We start from the raw sequence: 16541 nt of genomic DNA on the forward strand, positions 1-16541 counted from the left end.
CACTGTTGAGGTATGGAACCCGGGACCCGAAAGCCACCGCAGGACGCGGTGACCGTACGCCACCTGCGCCTCGGCATCGGATCGGTGGGCCTCGCGCTGCCGGTCGTGCTGGTGGTCGGCCACGTCGCCGCCACCCGACGTCTCACCCTGCTCGACTCGCTCAGCGGCTACTACCACTCCGAGATGCGGGACGTCTTCGTCGGCGCGTTGTGCGCCGTCGGCGTCTTCCTGATCAGCTACCGCTACCGCCGGCCGGAGGACGTGCTGGGCACGTGCGCCGGCGTGCTGGCGGTCGTGGTGGCGCTGTTCCCCACCACCACGGGCGTGCCGGCCGCCACTGTCGACGGCGTCGACCGGACGGCCGGTGTGGTGCACCAGGTGGCGGCCGCCGGGCTCTTCGCCGGGCTCGCGATCTTCTGCCTGGTGCTCTTCGTGCGCCCGGACCGGGCCGGGGTGCCGCCCCGCCGTTCGGCGCAGGTCTTCTACCGGGCCTGCGGCGGGCTCATCCTGCTCGCCGTCGCGCTCGCGCTGGCCAGCACACAGCTCCCGGCCGACGTCCGGCACACGCTCAAGCCGGTGCTGTGGTGCGAGACGCTCGCCGTGTTCGCCTTCGGCGCGGCCTGGGTGGTGAAGAGCGACGCGCTCCTGCGCGCCGCCGAGCCGGCCGGCGGGCCCGACGTGACCGAGCCCGAGCCCCGGACGACCGCGCCGGCGTGACCGGCGGTCAGGCGGCGGCGCGGCGCACGGTCGCGTCGAGATTTCCGGTACGCCGCAGCTTCTGCCAGCCCAGCCGGCCACCGGTCAACGCGGTGACCAGCGACTGGATCAGCACCAGGTACATCAACTGCCGGTAGACGAACTGCTGCAACGGCAGCACCCACAGCACGCCGAGCTTCTCCCGGTCCAGCCGGAACGCCACCACCGCGGTCACGAACTGCACCGCGAGCATCGCCAGCCAGGCCACCACGGTCTCGGTCCGGTCCAGGAAGACCAACCCGTACAGCGCGAGCAGGTCGATGACCGGGGCGGCCAGCGGCAGCAGCACGCCGAACAGGGTCAGGAACGAGAGGCAGCGTCGGGTGAACCGGCCCGACGGGCCGCGGTCGAGGACCGCACGCCGGTGCTTCCACATCGCCTGCATGGTGCCGTAGCTCCACCGGTACCGCTGCTTCCACAACTGGCCGAGCGTGGCGGGCGCCTCGGTCCAGGCGCGGGCGCTCTCCTCGTACACGATGTGCCAGCCGGCGCGACCCAGCGCCATGGTGATGTCGGTGTCCTCGGCCAGCGTCTCGTCGGTCATGCCGCCGACCTGCTCCAGTGCCGTCCGCCGGAACGCGCCGATCGCGCCGGGCACGGTCGGCATGCAGTGCAGCGTCTCGTAGAGGCGGCGGTCCAGGTTGAAGCCGATGACGTACTCGACGTGCTGCCACTTGGCGATCAGGCTCCGCCGGTTGCCGACCTTGACGTTGCCGGCCACCACGCCGACCCGGGGGTCCGCGAACGGCTGGACCAGCCGACGGACCGCGTCCGGCTCGAAGACGGTGTCGCCGTCCACCATGACGATCAGCTCGTGGCGGGCCAGCGCGACGCCGGTGTTCAACGCGCTCGGCTTGCCGCCGTTGGGCTTGCGCACCACCCGGACGTTCGGCAGGCGCAGCGCCGCCACGATGTCGGCGGTGCCGTCGGTCGACCCGTCGTCGACCACCACGACCTCGATGCCGCCGGGGTGGTCGCCGCCCGCGAGGGAGCGGACCGCCGCCGCGATGCCCTCCTTCTCGTTGTACGCGGGCACGATCACCGACACGGGGTCGGTGACCGGCGGGCCCCACGACCAGTCGTGCCGACGGCGGCGGGCCGCGTGCCGCAGGGCCAGCACGAAGAGCAGCAGGGCCCGGCCGACGGTGAGCACGCCGACGACCACGAAGAAGACGCCGAACAACCCGAACATGCCGTCGGCCCCGCGTACCGCGCCGACCAGCACGTCGCCGCGCCAGCGGTCGGCGCGCGGGGCGGCGACCTGTCCGCCCACCTGGTCGGTGACGCCGGCCTCGGCGAGCGTCCGGCGGAGACCGTCGCTGACCGTGGTGAACGTGTAGCCGCGCTGCTGCATCATCGGGATGTACCGGTCCAGCGCGGCCACCGTGCCGGACCGGTCCCCGCCGGCGTCGTGCCACAGCGCGATGGTGCCGGCCGCCCCCGCCGGGGTGGCGTTGGCGAGCATCGCGTCGACGGAGGGCTTCTCCCAGTCCCGGCTGTCGACGTCGTTCACCACCGTCAGGTAGCCCAGCTCGCCGGCCTGCCGCAGCATCGGCCAGTCGCGGTCGGTGTAGGCGTCCGCGCTGGACGAGTACGGGAAACGCAGCAGCGAGGTCCGGACGCCAGTGGTGCTGGCGATGGCGAGCTGGGTCTGCGCGTACTCCAGCTCGCGTCGCCAGCCGGGCAGGACGGCCAGGTCGGGATGGGTGAACGTGTGCACGCCCAGCTCGTGGCCCTCGGCCGCCATGCGGCGGGCCAGCGCGGGGTTCCGGACGACCTGCGTGCCGATGACGAGGAAGGTCGCCTTCACCTGGTACTTGTCCAGGACGCGCAGCACCTCCGGCGTCCACCGCGCGTCCGGGCCGTCGTCGAAGGTGAGCGCCAGGGTCCGTGGCGGCAGCCGGTGCGACTGGGTCCGGCCCTCCGCGCCGACGTTGACGATCGGGCCGCCCTCGACCACGGAGGTGGGCACCTCCCGCTGGCTGCCCGGCCCGGTCCGTTCGCCGGGCACGAACGCGGCGTTGGCGTACGCCTCGACGAAGAGCAGGCCGCCCAGGATGACCAGGACCATGGTGAGGATGGCCCAGCTCGGCCGCGGCACGATGCGTCGGCTGCGGGACCGCCGAGCGGCGGCCACCTGCCGGGCGTCCAGCGCGACGGTGGGTACGTCGGCAGGCCGTCGCCCGGCGCGCTGCCGGCGGGCGGCGGCCACCCGCCTCGGGTCGAGCCGGGTGGTGGGCTCGTCACTCACCCGTGGTTCCGTCCGGCTCGGCCGGCTCGGCCGGTGGGTCGACCACTGGCGGCGGCGGGCTGGTGGTGGCCGGCGCGGTGGTGGCCGGCGGCGTCGTGGTGGCCGGCGCGGTGGTCGTCGGCGGCCTCGTGGCCCGGGGCGTGGTCGTCGGGCTCCCGCTCGGCGACGGCGAGGCGGTGGGGGTCCGGCCGGCGCTGCCACCCGGCGTGGCGGTGAGGGCCGGGGGCCGTGCCGGGGCGGTGCGGGCGGGCGGGGGCACGGCCGTCGCGGACGGCGTGACAGTGGTGGTCGGGGACGCCGGTGGGGTCGAAGGCGGCGGCTTCTCCTCGGCGGTCGCCTCGACGAACGGGATGACCGTGTCCGGGGTGATCGGCCCGCCGGCGAAGCTGATCCCGACCAGCACCGTGTAGACCACGCCGGCCGCGCCCGCGCAGTAGGCGACGCGGCGCAGGACCCGACGCCGCCGCCCGGTCGAGTCGACGAAGACGGGGGGCGGTTCGGGGGCGACGGGGATCAGGTCGGTCGGGCCTTCCACCCGAATAACTATAGATACGAAAAAACCCCACCTTCTCCCCCACCCCCCGCCCTGACCAGCCACAACAGACCCCCAGCCCCACGCGATCCTGCAGTTGCCGCCCCGGCGAAGGCCGCTTTCCGGTCACCCGAGGGGCCGTAACCGCACGATCGGCGGGAGAAGGAGGCGGGGACAAGGACCCGGGCGGGGGGACGGGCGATCTTGTAGCGTGAGGGCGTGGCGCGCAGCGTGTACCTGACCGGCGTGGGATCGGGCGGGGGGAAGTCGACAGTGGCGCTCGGCCTGGCCGAGCTGCTGTCCCGGCAGGTCGAGCGGATCGGCGCGTTCCGGCCGCTGGTCGCCGGCGGCGACACCCCGGACCCGATCCTGGCCCTGCTCACCGAGCGCTACCGGGTGGAACTGCCGGTCGACGAACTGCACGGCGCGACGTACGCCGAAGCCACCGCGCTGGTCACGAACGGTCGGCGGGAGGAGCTGATCTCGGCGATCGTGACCCGCTACCGGGAGGTGGAACGGCGCTGCCCCGCCGTCGTGGTGGTGGGCAGCGACTTCGCCGACGGGGACGGCGCCGGCCCCCGCGAGCTGGCCTTCAACGCCCGCCTGGCGGTCGAGTTCGGCAGCGTCGTGGTGCCCGTGGTGGACGGGTTCGGCCAGCCGCCCGAGGCCATCGCGGCGGCGATGCGCGGCGCGTACCACGATCTGGCCGACCTCGGCGCGACAGTGGTGGCGGTGGTCGCCAACCGGGTGCCCGGCCCGATGACGCTGCCCGAGCTGCCGGTCCCCGCGTACGCGATCCCCGAGGTGCCGACCGTGTCGGCGCCGACGGTGGCCGAGGTGGCGATCGCGCTCGGCGCCACCCGGCTCGCCGGCGACCGGGCCGCGCTGGACCGCGACGTGCTCGACTACGTGGTCGGCGCGGCGCACGTGCCGACGCTGCTGGACCACCTCACCGACGGCGCGCTGGTGATCACCCCCGGCGACCGGGCCGACCTGCTGGTCGCCGCCGGCGCCGCGCACGTGGCCGGGCAGGTGTCGCTGGCCGGGCTGGTGCTCACGCTCGGCGAACAGCCCGACCCGCGGGCCATGCGGCTGGTCGAGCGGATGAACACCGGGCTGGCGGTGCTGTCGGTGACCAGCGACAGCTACGACACGGTCGAGGCGTCCAGCCGGATCGAGGGCCGCCCCAGCACCGCCAACCCGCGCAAGGTCGAGGCGGCCCTGGGCGCGTTCGAGCGCTGCGTGGACACCGACGACCTGGCCGCCCGGCTCCGGGTCACCCGCTCCGCGCGGGTCACCCCGCTGATGTTCGAGAACGACCTGATCGACCGGGCGCGGGCCCGACGCCGCCGGCTGGTGCTGCCCGAGGGCGCCGAGGAGCGCATCCTGCGCGCGGCGGAGGTGCTGCTGCGCCGCGGCGTCGCCGAGCTGACGCTGCTCGGCCGGCCGGACGAGATCGCCCGGCGGACCCGCGAGCTGGGCGTCGACGTCGGCGACGCGCAGCTCGTCGACCCGGCGACCAGCGAGTGGCGGGACGAGTTCGCCGCCGCGTACGCGAAGCTGCGCGCCCACCGGGGCATGACGCCGGAGCTGGCGCACGACGTCGTGGCGCAGCCCAACTACTTCGGCACCATGATGGTGCAGGCCGGCCGCGCCGACGGGATGGTCTCCGGCGCCACCCACACCACGGCCGCCACCATCCGGCCGGCCTTCGAGATCATCCGGACCGTGCCCGGCGTCTCGGTCGCGTCAAGCGTCTTCTTCATGCTGCTCGCCGACCGGGTGCTGGTCTACGGCGACTGCGCGGTCAACCCCGACCCGGACGCCGCCCAGCTCGCCGACATCGCCATCTCCTCGGCCGACACCGCGGCCCGGTTCGGCATCGAACCGCGGGTGGCGATGCTGTCGTACTCGACCGGCAGCTCCGGCGCCGGCGCCGACGTGGAGAAGGTCGCGGCGGCCACCGAGCTGGTCCGGCAACGCCGGCCCGAGCTGCTGGTCGAGGGGCCGATCCAGTACGACGCGGCGATCGACCCGCAGGTCGCCGCCACCAAGCTGCCGGACAGCGCGGTGGCGGGGCGGGCCACCGTGTTCATCTTCCCGGACCTGAACACCGGCAACAACACGTACAAGGCGGTGCAGCGGTCGGCCGGCGCGGTGGCGGTCGGCCCGGTCATGCAGGGCCTGCGCCGGCCGGTCAACGACCTGTCCCGGGGGGCGACCGTGCCGGACATCGTCAACACGGTGGCGATCACCGCCATCCAGGCCGCCACGGAGGCGTCGGCATGAGCCGCATCCTGGTCCTCAACAGCGGGTCCTCGTCGGTCAAGTACCGGCTGTACGACGGCGACGAGGTGCTCGACAGGGGCACCGTGGAGCGGGTCGGCGAGCCGGGCGGCGGGCCGGCCGACCACGAGAGCGCGGTCCGGGAGATCATCGAACGGCTCGACCTCGACGGGCTGGCCGGTGTGGGGCACCGGGTGGTGCACGGCGGACGGCGGTTCAGCGCCCCGGTGCTGATCGACGACGCGGTGGTCACCGCGATCGAGGAACTCGTCCCGCTCGCGCCGCTGCACAACCCGGCGAACCTGGCCGGCATCCGGGTGGCCCGGGAGGCGCTCCCGGACACCCCCCAGGTGGCGGTCTTCGACACCGCGTTCCACCACACGCTGCCCGAGTCCGCCGCCACGTACGCGATCGACCGGGCCACCGCCGAACGCTACGACGTGCGGCGGTACGGCTTCCACGGCACCTCCCACGCGTACGTGTCACGGCGGACCGCCGAACTGCTCGACCGGCCGTACGCCGAGCTGAACACCATCACGCTGCACCTGGGCAACGGGGCGAGCGCGTGCGCGGTGGCCGGCGGCCGGAGCGTGGCCACCTCGATGGGCATGTCCCCGCTGGAAGGCCTGGTGATGGGCACCCGCAGCGGTGACCTCGACCCGACGATCATCTTCCACCTGCGCCGCGAGGCGGGGATGGGCGTGGACCAGATCGACGACCTGCTCAACCACCGCAGCGGCCTGCTGGGGCTGACCGGCGACAACGACATGCGGGAGGTGCTGGCCCGCCGGGACGCCGGCGACCCGGCCGCGGCGCTGGCGTTCGACGTCTACTGCCGCCGGATCACCGGGTACGTGGGCGCGTACTACGCGCTGCTCGGGCGCGTCGACGCGGTCTCCTTCACCGCCGGGGTCGGCGAGCACGCCGCTCCGGTCCGGGCCGCGTCGCTGGCCGGCCTGGACCGGCTCGGCATCGCCGTCGACCCGGGCCGCAACGACGGCACCGGTGACCGGCTGATCTCGCCGGCCGGTGCCGAGGTGGCGGTGCTCGTGGTCGGCACCGACGAGGAGCGGGAGATCGCCCGCGAGACCCGCGACGTGCTCGCCGCCTGATCGCGATCGACGCCACCTCGGGAGGTGGCGTCGATCCGGCGCGTCCGATGCCGCGACGGCGACCGACGTGGGCCAGTGCCACGACTACCTGGTCTCCCGGGCCGCGGCCCGGATCCGGTCGCCGGCTGGACCGGGTCAGCCCAGGGCGACCCAGGCGACCAGGGCGACGACCACCACGGCGGCGACGGCGAGGCCGGCGATCAACGGCAACCGGGACGGCGCGGGCGCCGCCGCGGCCGGCTCGGGCGTGTCCACGAAGGCGCGGAACTGCGCGGTGTTGCCGCTGGGGTCGGTGTAGTTCTCAGCCATGCGGGTGACCCTAGCGAAGCCCACCGCCCACGAGTGTCCCGCCGGGCCGGAGTCGGCGTGCCCGGGCGGCCGGGGCGGGCAGACCCCGGCCGGGTGGTGGAGGCGTGGCCCGGCCGGGTGGCGGGGGCAGCCGCCCGGACGGCGGGCGCGGGCGGGCCGCTCGGCTGCCTACCGTGCAGGCATGACGGGGCGGCGGCTGGTGGCCGTGTTGACGACGGCGCTGCTGGCCGGCTGCGGGTCGGCCGTCGCCACCACCGGCCCGGTCCCGGCCGGCGTACGGACCGCGCCGGAGCGCCCGTACGCGGTGGGGGTGCGGCAGTTCACCGTCGACCCGGACGGCCCCCGCCCCCTGCCGGTCACCGTCTGGTACCCGGTGGACCCGTCCACCTTCCCCGGCCCGGTCACCGCCCTCTCCTGGCCACCGCGCCCCGTCGGCACCCCGGGAGCGCGCTCCTCCGGACCGGATCGGCCGGCCGGCCCACCGAGCCCTGGCGCGGAGGCGGGGCCGAGCGTCCGGGCGCGGGCGGCGGTGGCCGCCGGACGGTTCCCGGTGGTGGTCTTCAGCCACGGACTGCGCAGCCTGCCCGCGCTGCACGCGCAGCTGACCACCCGCTGGGCCGCCGCCGGTTTCGTGGTGGCGGCCCCCACCTACCCCCGCACCAACCTGCGCGCCCGCGCCTTCACCCGCGACGACGTCCGCAACCAGCCGGCCGACGCCCGGCGCCTGATCCGTCACCTGGTCCGCCTGGGTGCCCGTCCCGGTGACCCGCTCGGCGCGCACCTGGCCGTGGACCGGTTCGCCGCCGTCGGGCACTCCGCCGGTGGCCACACCACGCTCGGCATGTTCGTCTCCGGGCGACCGTCCCCGCTGCGGGCCGGGATCGTGATCGCCGGTGGCCGGCCGGTCGCCGGCCCGGCCCGACCGTGGGCGCCGATGCTGTTCGTGCACGGCGCGGCCGACCGGATCGTGCCGGAGTCGATCGGCCGGGCCGCGTACGCCCGCTGTCTCGGGCCGGCCGCCTTCCTCAGCCTGCCCGGTCAGGGCCACGGCGAGTACCTGAACCCGGGCCGCCCCGGCTTCACCGAGGTGCTCGCGACCACCACGGACTTCCTCCGCTGGACGCTCTACGCCGACCGGACCGCGCTGCGCCGCCTCCCCACCGACGCCACCGCCCCCGGCGTCACCACCTTCACCTCCCGCGCCCTCCCCACCTGACCCCCCGGCCCCGCCCCGCCCCATCCCACCCCGTCGATCATGAGGTTGACAGTGCTCATTGTCCCGATTTGTCACCGCCAACTTCATGATCACCTCGTGGGGCGGTGGGGCGGCGGGGGCGCGGGGTAGGTTCGGGCGGTGGAGGGGTTGGTGGAGCGGCAACTGGGCGCGATCCGTGAGGTGGTCGAGACGGCGGGCGCGGCCGGGATCGAGGTGTGGCTGCGCGGCGGCTGGGCGATGGACTTCCACCTCGGCGCGGTGACCCGACCGCACGTCGACGTCGACTGGTACTGCTGGCGGCGCGACGCCGACCGGTTGGCGGCCCGGCTCGGCGGGCAGGGCTGGCGACCCGACCCGCGGATGCCGGCCGCGCAGCAGCTCGACCTGATCCGGGGCGACGTCGAGCTGAGCTTCGCCTACCTGGAACGCGACGCGGCGGGCCGGGTGGTGGTGGGCGCGGGCCCGTGGGCGGGCACGCCCCTGCCGGCGGGGATGCTCGACACGCCGGCCGGCCGGCTCGGGTCGCTCACCGCACCGGCGATCAGTGTCACCGCGCAGATCGAGTTCAAGGAGATGTTCCCGGTCTGGATGCCGGAGCGGCCCCGCCGCGCGAAGGACGCCGCCGACCTGGCCCGCCTCCGCGCCTCGGTCGGCGACCGTCCGGCGGGCTAACCCGGCCACCGCTCGCCGCCCGCCCAAGGTGTTAAGCGGGGGCCCCGCCTCTACCGCAGGCGTTAACAGGGGGCCCCTCCTTACCCGCCCGGTCGCCCGCCGACGCGAGGCACAATCGAGGTCATGCGCTGTCGTCCCGTCGTTCTGGCCACCGCTGTTGCCCTGCTCGGCGCCGGTCTGGCCGGGTGCTCGGAGCCGACCGTCCCGACCGGGCGGCCCGCCCCCGACACCTCCCCGAAGAGCGCCACCCCGACCCCCCGGGTACCCGCCGGCAAGGCGCCCGCGAAGAGCTTCGCGGTCGGCGTACGCCAGCTGAAGCTGAACCGCGACGGCGACCGGCCGCTGCCGGTGTCGCTCTGGTATCCGGCGGCCGGCCCGGCCGGTGGCGCGGCGGAGCGTTCCGTCCCGGCGGCGGCCGGCCGGTTCCCGGTGGTGCTGTTCAGCCACGGGCTGAGCGCCCGGCCGGAGGACTACCGGGTGTTGCTGACCCGCTGGGCGGCGGCCGGGTTCGTGGTGGCCGCGCCGCGCTTCCCGCACACCTCCTCCGGTGGCGACGGCAACCCGCTCGACGTGCTCAACCAGCCGGCCGACGTGTCGTACGTGCTGAGCCGGGTGCTCGCGCTCGACGGGACGGCGGACGATCCGCTGCGAGGCCGGCTGGACCCGACGCGGGTGGCCGCGACCGGGCACAGCGCCGGCGGGGTGACCACCATCGGGCTGTTCACCACCGGCCGGGACGAGCGGCTGGACGCGGGCATCGTCTTCGCCGGCACGTCGCTCGGCGTGGGCACCGCGTTCGCGGGCGCCGCCGCCCCGCAGTTGTTCGTGCACGGCGAGGCGGACGAGGTGGTGTCGTACGCGGCGGGCAAGGCCGTCTTCGACGCGGTGCCGTGGCCGAAGGCGATGCTCAGCCTGCCGAAGGGTGACCACGGCCGGGCGCTGCTCGGCGACGGGAAGGCGCTGCGGGTGGTCGCCGACACCACCGTCGAGTTCCTGCGCTGGACGCTCTACGGCGACCCGGCCGCGAAGAAGCGACTCCCCACCGACGCGGCTCGCGGCGGCCTGGCCACCCTCGACGACCGGCTGTAAGGCGGGGCCCCTTCTTAACGCCTTCGGTAGAGGAGGGGGCCCCGCTTAACACGTTGGCTCACGCCGTGTGGTCGACGACCACCTTGCCGAAGACCTCGCCGGAGTGCAGCCGGGCGAACGCCTCGCCGATCCGGCTGAACGGCACCACCCGGTCCACCACCGGCCGGACGCCGTGCTCGGCGCAGAACGCGAGCAGCTCGGCCAGCTCGCCCGGGGTGCCCATGGACGTGCCGAGGATCTCCAGCTGCATGGCGAAGACGCGACGCAGGTTGACAGTCGGCTCGTGCCCGGCGGTCGCGCCGGAGACCACGATCCGGGCCATCGGCGCGGCCGACTTCAGCGAGTGGTCGAACGTGGCCGCCCCGACGGTCTCGACCACCACGTCGACCCGCTCCGGCAGGCGCGCGCCGGGTTCCAGCGCGGTGGCGCCCAGCTCGGTGATCCGCTCCCGCTTGGCGGCGTCGCGGCTGGTCGCGTACACCCGCTTGCCGAGCGCGACGCCGAGCGCGACCGCCGCGGTGGCCACGCCGCCGCCGGCGCCCTGGACCAGCACCGACTCGCCGTCGGCGACCCGGCCCTTGGTGGTGAGCATCCGCCACGCGGTGAGCCAGGCCGTGGGCAGGCACGCCGCGTCGGTAGCCGACAGGCCGTCGGGCAGCGGCAGCAGGTTCATCCGGGGTACGGCGACCAGCTCGGCGAACGTGCCCTGGTAGTGCTCGGAGAGGATGGAGACGCCGCGCGGGTCGCCCGGGGTGGGCACCACCGGGTAGATGACCACCTCGTTGCCGTCCGGGTCGGTGCCGACGGCGTCGCAGCCGAGGATCATCGGGAGCTGGCCGGCGGTCAGGCCCACGCCACGCAGCGACCAGAGGTCGTGGTGGTTGAGCGAGCTGGCCCGCACCCGCACGGTGACCCAGTCGTCCTGCGGGTGGACCGGCTCGGGACGGTCGCCGACGGCGAGCGCGGCGAGCGGGTTGTCGGCGTCGAAGGCCGAGGCATAGGCAGCACGCATGATCGGCACGGTAACAAGCTGAGCGGGCGTTAAGAAGGGGCCCCGCCTCTACCGGAGGCGTTGAGAAGGGGCCCCTCCTTACCCCTCAGCGGCGGGCGACCCCGTCGCGGCGCGCGGCGTCGGCCACCGCCGAGGCCACCGCGGGGGCGACGCGCGGGTCCAGCGGGGACGGCACGATCGCGTCCGCGGTCAGCGACTCGGCCACCACGCCCGCGATGGCGTCGGCGGCGGCCACCTTCATCGAGTCGGTGATGCGGGTGGCCCCGGCGTCCAGCGCGCCCCGGAACACGCCCGGGAAGGCGAGCACGTTGTTGATCTGGTTGGGGTAGTCGCTGCGACCGGTGGCGACCACCGCGACGTGCCGGGCGGCCACCTCGGGGTGCACCTCCGGGGTGGGGTTGGCCAGCGCGAAGACGATGCCGCCGGGGGCCATGCCGGCCACCGCCGCCTCGGGGATCTGGCCGCCGGAGACGCCGATCAGCACGTCCGCGTCGCGCAGTGCCTCGGTGACGTCGCCGTGGCGGCCCTCGGCGTTGGTGAGTTCGGCGAGTTCGGCCTTGGTGCCGGTCAGCTCGCGGTGCCGGCCGATGATGCCGCGCGAGTCGCAGACCACCACCCGAGCCGGGTCGACGCCGCCGGCGATCAGCATCTTCGTCACCGCCACGCCGGCCGCGCCGGCGCCGCTGACCGCGACCCGCAGGTCGCCGAGCTTGCGGTTGAGCAGCGTCGCCGCGTTGCGCAGCGCGGCCAGCACCACGATCGCGGTGCCGTGCTGGTCGTCGTGGAAGACCGGGATGTCCAGCGCCTCGTCCAGCCGGCGCTCCACCTCGAAGCAGCGCGGCGCGCTGATGTCCTCCAGGTTGATGCCGCCGAACGACGGCGCGATCGCCTTGACTGTCGCGACAATCTCGTCGACGTCCTGGGTTTCCAGGCAGACCGGCACCGCGTCCACGCCCGCGAACTGCTTGAACAGCACCGCCTTGCCCTCCATCACGGGCAACGCGGCGCGCGGGCCGATGTTGCCCAGACCGAGCACGGCGGAGCCGTCGGTGACCACGGCGACGGTGTGCGACACCCAGGTGTAGGTGTCGGCGAGATCGGGATCGGCGGCGATGGCCTCACAGACCCGGGCAACCCCCGGGGTGTACGCCAGGGAGAGGTCTTCCCGGCTGGTCAGCGGCACGGTGGAGACGACGGCCATCTTGCCGCCGAGGTGAAGTCGGAAGACGGGATCAGCGGGGTCCGGGGTGGACGCAGACATGGTGACTCCAGGATCTGTCGAGCAGACGGACCGGCGGGCGAGGTCAGCGGTGGTCAGCGACCGGCGGGGCGGCGGTGCGGGGGGTCACCCGGGCACTTTTCGAGCATAGTCACGCCCCGGCTCCCAGGATGTGAGCGGGGTCATATTCATCGGCTACCCCCACCGGCCCCTGATCCGTCCCGGACGCGGCCACCAGCGGGCCACCACCCGGCCTCGAACGTCGGCCACCCCGTAGGCCCGGGAGTCGTCGGTGACCAGGTCGTTGTCGCCGCGTAGCCACCAGCCGCCGTCGCGCGGCTCGACCGCGCGCTTCACCACGAGCAGGTCCGGGCGGCTGCGGAAGACGGCGACCACCACGTCGCCGGGGCGGACCGGCCGTCCACCGGTGCGGACCAGCACCGCGTCGCCGTGGCGCAGCGTGGGCGACATGGACGGGCCGGTGATCAGCACGGGCATCACGGGGTTTCACCTCCCGCCCGCTGGAAAGCATCTCCAGGAGTAATGTCGTCTTGGATCATCGCAAACATCCCATGGAGGACCCTGATGCGCCTTCCTCGCATCCTCACGCCCCGGGTGACCGCCAGTGCCCACTGTGACCTGCCCTGCGGCGTCTACGACCCGGCCCAGGCCCGGATCGAGGCCGAATCGGTCAAAATGATCTGCGAGAAGTACCAGGCGAACACCGACCCGGAGTTCCGCACCCGCGCCATCCTGATCAAGGAGCAGCGGGCCGACCTGGTCAAGCACCACCTGTGGGTGCTCTGGACCGACTACTTCAAGCCGGCGCACTTCGAGAAGTACCCGCACCTGCACCAGCTCTTCAACGAGGCCACCAAGCTGGCCGGTGCGGCCGGCGCCAAGGGCGGCACCGACCCGGCCAAGGCCGACGAGCTGCTCTCGAAGATCGACGAGATCTCCAAGATCTTCTGGGAGACCAAGCAGGCGTGACCTCGCCCGTCACGGCACCGACGATCCGGCCGGTACGTCCCGAGGACGTACCGGCCGTCGTCGCCATGGTGCACGAACTCGCCGCGTACGAACGCGCCCCGGAGCAGTGCCACCTCACCGTCGAGCAGCTCCACGCGGCGCTCTTCCCGAGTGCTCCGGCGCTGTACGGGCACGTCGCGGTGGACGCGGCGGGCCAACCGGTGGGCTTCGCGCTCTGGTTCCTCAACTTCTCCACCTGGGCCGGCGTGCACGGCATCTATCTGGAGGACCTCTACGTCCGCCCGGACGCCCGGGGCACCGGCGCCGGCCGGCAACTGCTGGCCACGCTGGCCGCGATCTGTGTGGAGCGCGGCTACCAGCGGCTCGACTGGTGGATGATCAACTGGAACCCGGCGGCCCGTTTCTACGCCGCGATCGGGGCCACCCCGATGGACGAGTGGACGCCGTACCGGCTGGCCGGGGCGCCGTTGCGCGATCTCGCCGCGCGGGCGACGCCCGCGCCCACGCGCCCGGCCGCCTGACCGGGTAGAGTCCCGCACCGGGGGGATGAGGCGTGACTCAACTGACCGGGCAGCCGACGACGGATGACGACGTCGTGCACCTCACCGTGCCCGCCGACGGTGGTTACCTCGGCGTGCTCCGCACCGCCACGGCCGGGCTCGCGGCCCGGCTCCAGTTCGCCCTCGACGAGATCGAGGATCTGCGCATCGCGGTGGACGAGGCGTGCGCCATGCTGCTCGCCATCGCCACCCGCGATGCCGAGCTGGAGTGCCGCTTCGCGGTCACCGAGGACGCGCTCACCGTCGAGGTGACAGTGCCGACCGTGCGGGGCGCCACGCTGCCGTCCGAGTCGTCCTTCGCGTGGAAGGTGCTCACGGCGCTGACCACCGGGGCCGGCGCCCGGGCGGCCGACGGCCGCGCCACCATCTCGCTGCTGACCCGCCGCGCCGGCGGCTACTGAGCACCCGGCCGCGGGCCGAAGCCGAGCGCCCGGTTGGTGGGACCGCTCACCAGCAGCGCGACGACGCCGATCCCGAGCGCCATCAGCGGCAGCCCGAGCCAGCCCAGCCCACCGGAGATCATGTACCACCCGATCGGCAGCAGCATGAGCTGGAGCACGATGGCCGGCGCGCGAGCGCCGGACCGCCGCCGGGCCAGCGCGCCGCCGAGCGCCCAGAGCGCGACCGCCCCGGCGACCGCGAACGCGGTCACCAGCAGCGCGGAGGTCAGGTCGGTGGTGCGGGCGGTGAGGTCGGACCAGATCAGCCACGCCGCGACCAGCCCGAGCGCCACCGCCTCGGCGCGCAGCAGGAGCACCGCCGCGCGGAGCGGGCCGGGGACCGGGTCCGAGTCGATCGTCACGGCCGCCACGATACCGGTGGGTAGGCGCGGTAAGGTGCCGCCCATGCGGGCCGTCCTGGTGGTCAATCCGAAGGCCACCACCACGAGTGAGCGCAGCCGGGACGTGCTGGTCCGGGCGTTGCGCAGTGAAGTCGACCTGTCGGTGCGCTACACCCGCCGACGGGGCCACGCCATGGACCTGGCCCGGGAGGCCGCCCAGGAGGGCGTCGACCTGGTGGTCACGCTCGGCGGCGACGGCACCGTCAACGAGGTGGTCAACGGGTTGATGGTGGCGGAGCCGCCGACGTTCCGCACCGGGCCGACCTCGGCCGAGCGGCTGCCGGCGCTGGCCACCGTGCCGGGCGGCTCGACGAACGTCTTCGCCCGCGCGCTCGGGCTGCCGCGGGAGTGGCCGGACGGCACCAGCATGATCCTGGAAGGGCTGCGCCTGGGCCGGTCCCGCACGATCGGGCTGGGTCGGGCCGACGACCGGTACTTCACGTTCTGCGCCGGCTTCGGGCTCGACGCGGCCGTCATCCGCCGGGTGGAGCAGGCCCGCAAGCGGGGCCGGGTGTCCACCCCGGCGCTCTACTTCCGGTCCACGGCGAGCCAGTACTTCGTCGGCTCGGACCGTCGCCACCCGGCGATCACGTTGGAGCGCCCTGGCGAGACGCCGGTGACGGAGCTGTCCACCGCCATCATCCAGAACACCGCGCCGTGGACCTACCTCGGCGACCGGGAGATCAACCCCAACCCGGAGGCGTCGTTCGACCTCGGGCTGGACGTGCTCGCGCTCCGGCAGCTCAAGGTGGCCAGTACAGCACGGACAGTGACGCAGTTCTTCTCCCGGCAACCCGATCCGCACGGCAAGCAGGTGCTCCGGCTGCACGACTTGTCGGAGTTCACCCTGCTCACGGCACGTCCGTTGCCGTTCCAGCTGGACGGGGACTACCTCGGCGAGCGGGAAAAAGTCAGATTCACCTCCGTACCCGCCGCACTGAGAGTAATCTGCTAGGTCTCGGGTATCCCCGTCGGTTGACGCGGACCCCCACCGCGCCGGGTGAGGGCCGCCACGCCGAGGAAGGGTGCCGGAAATGTCAGCAACGTCACGCAGACCGTACTATATTGATCCTCGACTGTGGCACGCCGGGTAACGAGAGCCCTCGCAAACCGGGACAAACGGGTGGTGAGGCCGCTCACTGTTCGGAGTTTTTCCGAGCGTCACCCTTGACATCGCTGTAGTTCGTGAAAGTATTCACAAGCGAACTCGTGTTACCGGGACATTGCCTGGATATGCTCGTCAGGTTGAGCTGTTCCAGCAGGTCCAGGGGCCCGCAGCCTGCTCACGCAGCGCCGAATTGACGGATGCTGACCGTCACCTATCGGCAATGCGGATGCATATAGGAATAGCAACGAAGCGTTATCTGGCCATCCACTAAGAATGAGGAGTGTTGCCGCCATGGACTGGCGCCACGATTCGGTCTGCCGCGACGAGGACCCGGAGCTGTTCTTCCCGATCGGGACGTCCGGTCCGGCTCTCCTGCAGGTGGAGCAGGCGAAGGCCGTCTGCCGGCGCTGCCCCGTGACCGACCAGTGCCTGCAGTGGGCGCTGGAGTCCGGTCAGGACGCCGGTGTCTGGGGCGGGATGAGCGAGGAGGAGCGCCGCGCGGTCAAGCGCCGCGGCGGTCTCCGGGTGCTGCGCGCTCACTCCGCCTGACCCCCACACACACGCCGCACGCCCCGGCCGGGATTCCGG

General features: G+C 73.7%; 18 protein-coding genes. 11 read left to right on the top strand and 7 right to left on the bottom strand.

Annotated features, from left to right (window positions below; all coding sequences use genetic code 11):
• Window positions 1-12: 12 nt before the first annotated feature.
• Window positions 13-717 (top strand): DUF998 domain-containing protein, encoded by a 705-nt coding sequence (locus tag ACH495_RS06005; protein WP_396856650.1) that lies wholly within the window; start codon window positions 13-15, stop codon window positions 715-717.
• 7 nt (window positions 718-724) lie between these two features.
• Here ACH495_RS06005 and ACH495_RS06010 read toward each other — a convergent pair whose 3' ends face one another.
• Window positions 725-2827 carry a bifunctional polysaccharide deacetylase/glycosyltransferase family 2 protein gene (locus ACH495_RS06010; RefSeq protein ID WP_396857322.1) on the bottom strand — a complete coding sequence of 701 codons (2103 nt, stop codon included), beginning with the start codon at window positions 2825-2827 and terminating at the stop codon, window positions 725-727.
• Window positions 2828-2999: 172 nt separating this feature from the next.
• Window positions 3000-3542 (bottom strand): hypothetical protein, encoded by a 543-nt coding sequence (locus ACH495_RS06015; protein ID WP_396856651.1) that lies wholly within the window; start codon window positions 3540-3542, stop codon window positions 3000-3002.
• A gap of 216 nt (window positions 3543-3758) precedes the next feature.
• On the opposite strand from ACH495_RS06015, the gene pta reads away from it, so the two are divergent.
• Entirely contained in the window at window positions 3759-5828 is a 2070-nt protein-coding gene (gene pta, locus ACH495_RS06020; RefSeq protein WP_396856652.1) for a phosphate acetyltransferase, read from the top strand.
• The gene (locus tag ACH495_RS06025; RefSeq protein WP_396856653.1) at window positions 5825-6937 is read left to right on the top strand and encodes an acetate/propionate family kinase; all 1113 of its coding nucleotides are present in this window, start codon (window positions 5825-5827) and stop codon (window positions 6935-6937) included. The genes pta and ACH495_RS06025 overlap by 4 nt, the downstream gene beginning before the upstream one ends.
• A gap of 135 nt (window positions 6938-7072) precedes the next feature.
• Here the strand turns inward: ACH495_RS06025 and ACH495_RS06030 are convergent, their stop codons facing one another.
• Window positions 7073-7246 (bottom strand): hypothetical protein, encoded by a 174-nt coding sequence (locus tag ACH495_RS06030; RefSeq protein ID WP_357302680.1) that lies wholly within the window; start codon window positions 7244-7246, stop codon window positions 7073-7075.
• 181 nt (window positions 7247-7427) lie between these two features.
• On the opposite strand from ACH495_RS06030, the gene ACH495_RS06035 reads away from it, so the two are divergent.
• From ACH495_RS06035 to ACH495_RS06045, 3 genes are all read left to right on the top strand, one after another.
• Window positions 7428-8462 (top strand): alpha/beta hydrolase family protein, encoded by a 1035-nt coding sequence (locus tag ACH495_RS06035; RefSeq protein WP_396856654.1) that lies wholly within the window; start codon window positions 7428-7430, stop codon window positions 8460-8462.
• A gap of 138 nt (window positions 8463-8600) precedes the next feature.
• On the top strand, window positions 8601-9134 hold the full coding sequence (locus ACH495_RS06040; protein ID WP_396856655.1) for a nucleotidyltransferase domain-containing protein: 534 nt from the start codon (window positions 8601-8603) through the stop codon (window positions 9132-9134).
• Window positions 9135-9257: 123 nt separating this feature from the next.
• Window positions 9258-10223: an alpha/beta hydrolase family protein gene (locus ACH495_RS06045; protein WP_396856656.1), complete on the top strand. Its 966-nt coding sequence runs from the start codon at window positions 9258-9260 to the stop codon at window positions 10221-10223.
• Window positions 10224-10281: 58 nt separating this feature from the next.
• Here the strand turns inward: ACH495_RS06045 and ACH495_RS06050 are convergent, their stop codons facing one another.
• From ACH495_RS06050 to ACH495_RS06060, 3 genes are all read right to left on the bottom strand, one after another.
• Window positions 10282-11244: a zinc-binding dehydrogenase gene (locus ACH495_RS06050; protein ID WP_396856657.1), complete on the bottom strand. Its 963-nt coding sequence runs from the start codon at window positions 11242-11244 to the stop codon at window positions 10282-10284.
• Between the two features lie 76 nt (window positions 11245-11320).
• The gene (locus ACH495_RS06055; protein WP_396856658.1) at window positions 11321-12496 is read right to left on the bottom strand and encodes an NADP-dependent malic enzyme; all 1176 of its coding nucleotides are present in this window, start codon (window positions 12494-12496) and stop codon (window positions 11321-11323) included.
• A 153-nt stretch (window positions 12497-12649) separates the two neighbouring features.
• Complete coding sequence (locus ACH495_RS06060; RefSeq protein ID WP_396856659.1) at window positions 12650-12952, bottom strand: S24 family peptidase; 303 nt, start codon at window positions 12950-12952, stop codon at window positions 12650-12652.
• 87 nt (window positions 12953-13039) lie between these two features.
• Here ACH495_RS06060 and sodN point away from each other — a divergent pair, with 87 nt between their 5' ends.
• The 3 genes from sodN to ACH495_RS06075 are packed head-to-tail and all read left to right on the top strand — an operon-like array spanning window position 13040 to window position 14405.
• Window positions 13040-13444: a superoxide dismutase, Ni gene (sodN, locus tag ACH495_RS06065; RefSeq protein ID WP_107160972.1), complete on the top strand. Its 405-nt coding sequence runs from the start codon at window positions 13040-13042 to the stop codon at window positions 13442-13444.
• Complete coding sequence (locus tag ACH495_RS06070) at window positions 13441-13965, top strand: GNAT family N-acetyltransferase (RefSeq protein WP_396856660.1); 525 nt, start codon at window positions 13441-13443, stop codon at window positions 13963-13965. The genes sodN and ACH495_RS06070 overlap by 4 nt, the downstream gene beginning before the upstream one ends.
• 32 nt (window positions 13966-13997) lie before the next feature.
• Window positions 13998-14405, top strand: coding sequence for an ATP-binding protein (locus ACH495_RS06075; RefSeq protein ID WP_396856661.1), 408 nt, complete (start codon window positions 13998-14000; stop codon window positions 14403-14405).
• Here the strand turns inward: ACH495_RS06075 and ACH495_RS06080 are convergent.
• Window positions 14399-14806 (bottom strand): hypothetical protein, encoded by a 408-nt coding sequence (locus tag ACH495_RS06080; protein ID WP_396856662.1) that lies wholly within the window; start codon window positions 14804-14806, stop codon window positions 14399-14401. The genes ACH495_RS06075 and ACH495_RS06080 overlap by 7 nt on opposite strands.
• A 43-nt stretch (window positions 14807-14849) precedes the next feature.
• On the opposite strand from ACH495_RS06080, the gene ACH495_RS06085 reads away from it, so the two are divergent.
• Together ACH495_RS06085 and ACH495_RS06090 are read left to right on the top strand one after the other, a co-directional pair.
• On the top strand, window positions 14850-15800 hold the full coding sequence (locus ACH495_RS06085; RefSeq protein ID WP_396856663.1) for a diacylglycerol/lipid kinase family protein: 951 nt from the start codon (window positions 14850-14852) through the stop codon (window positions 15798-15800).
• A 444-nt stretch (window positions 15801-16244) separates the two neighbouring features.
• Window positions 16245-16502, top strand: a complete 258-nt coding sequence (locus tag ACH495_RS06090) for a WhiB family transcriptional regulator (protein ID WP_013288358.1) — start codon at window positions 16245-16247, stop codon at window positions 16500-16502.
• Window positions 16503-16541: the final 39 nt, after the last annotated feature.

Source organism: Micromonospora sp. NPDC018662 (assembly GCF_044391475.1).
GTDB lineage: Bacteria > Actinomycetota > Actinomycetes > Mycobacteriales > Micromonosporaceae > Micromonospora.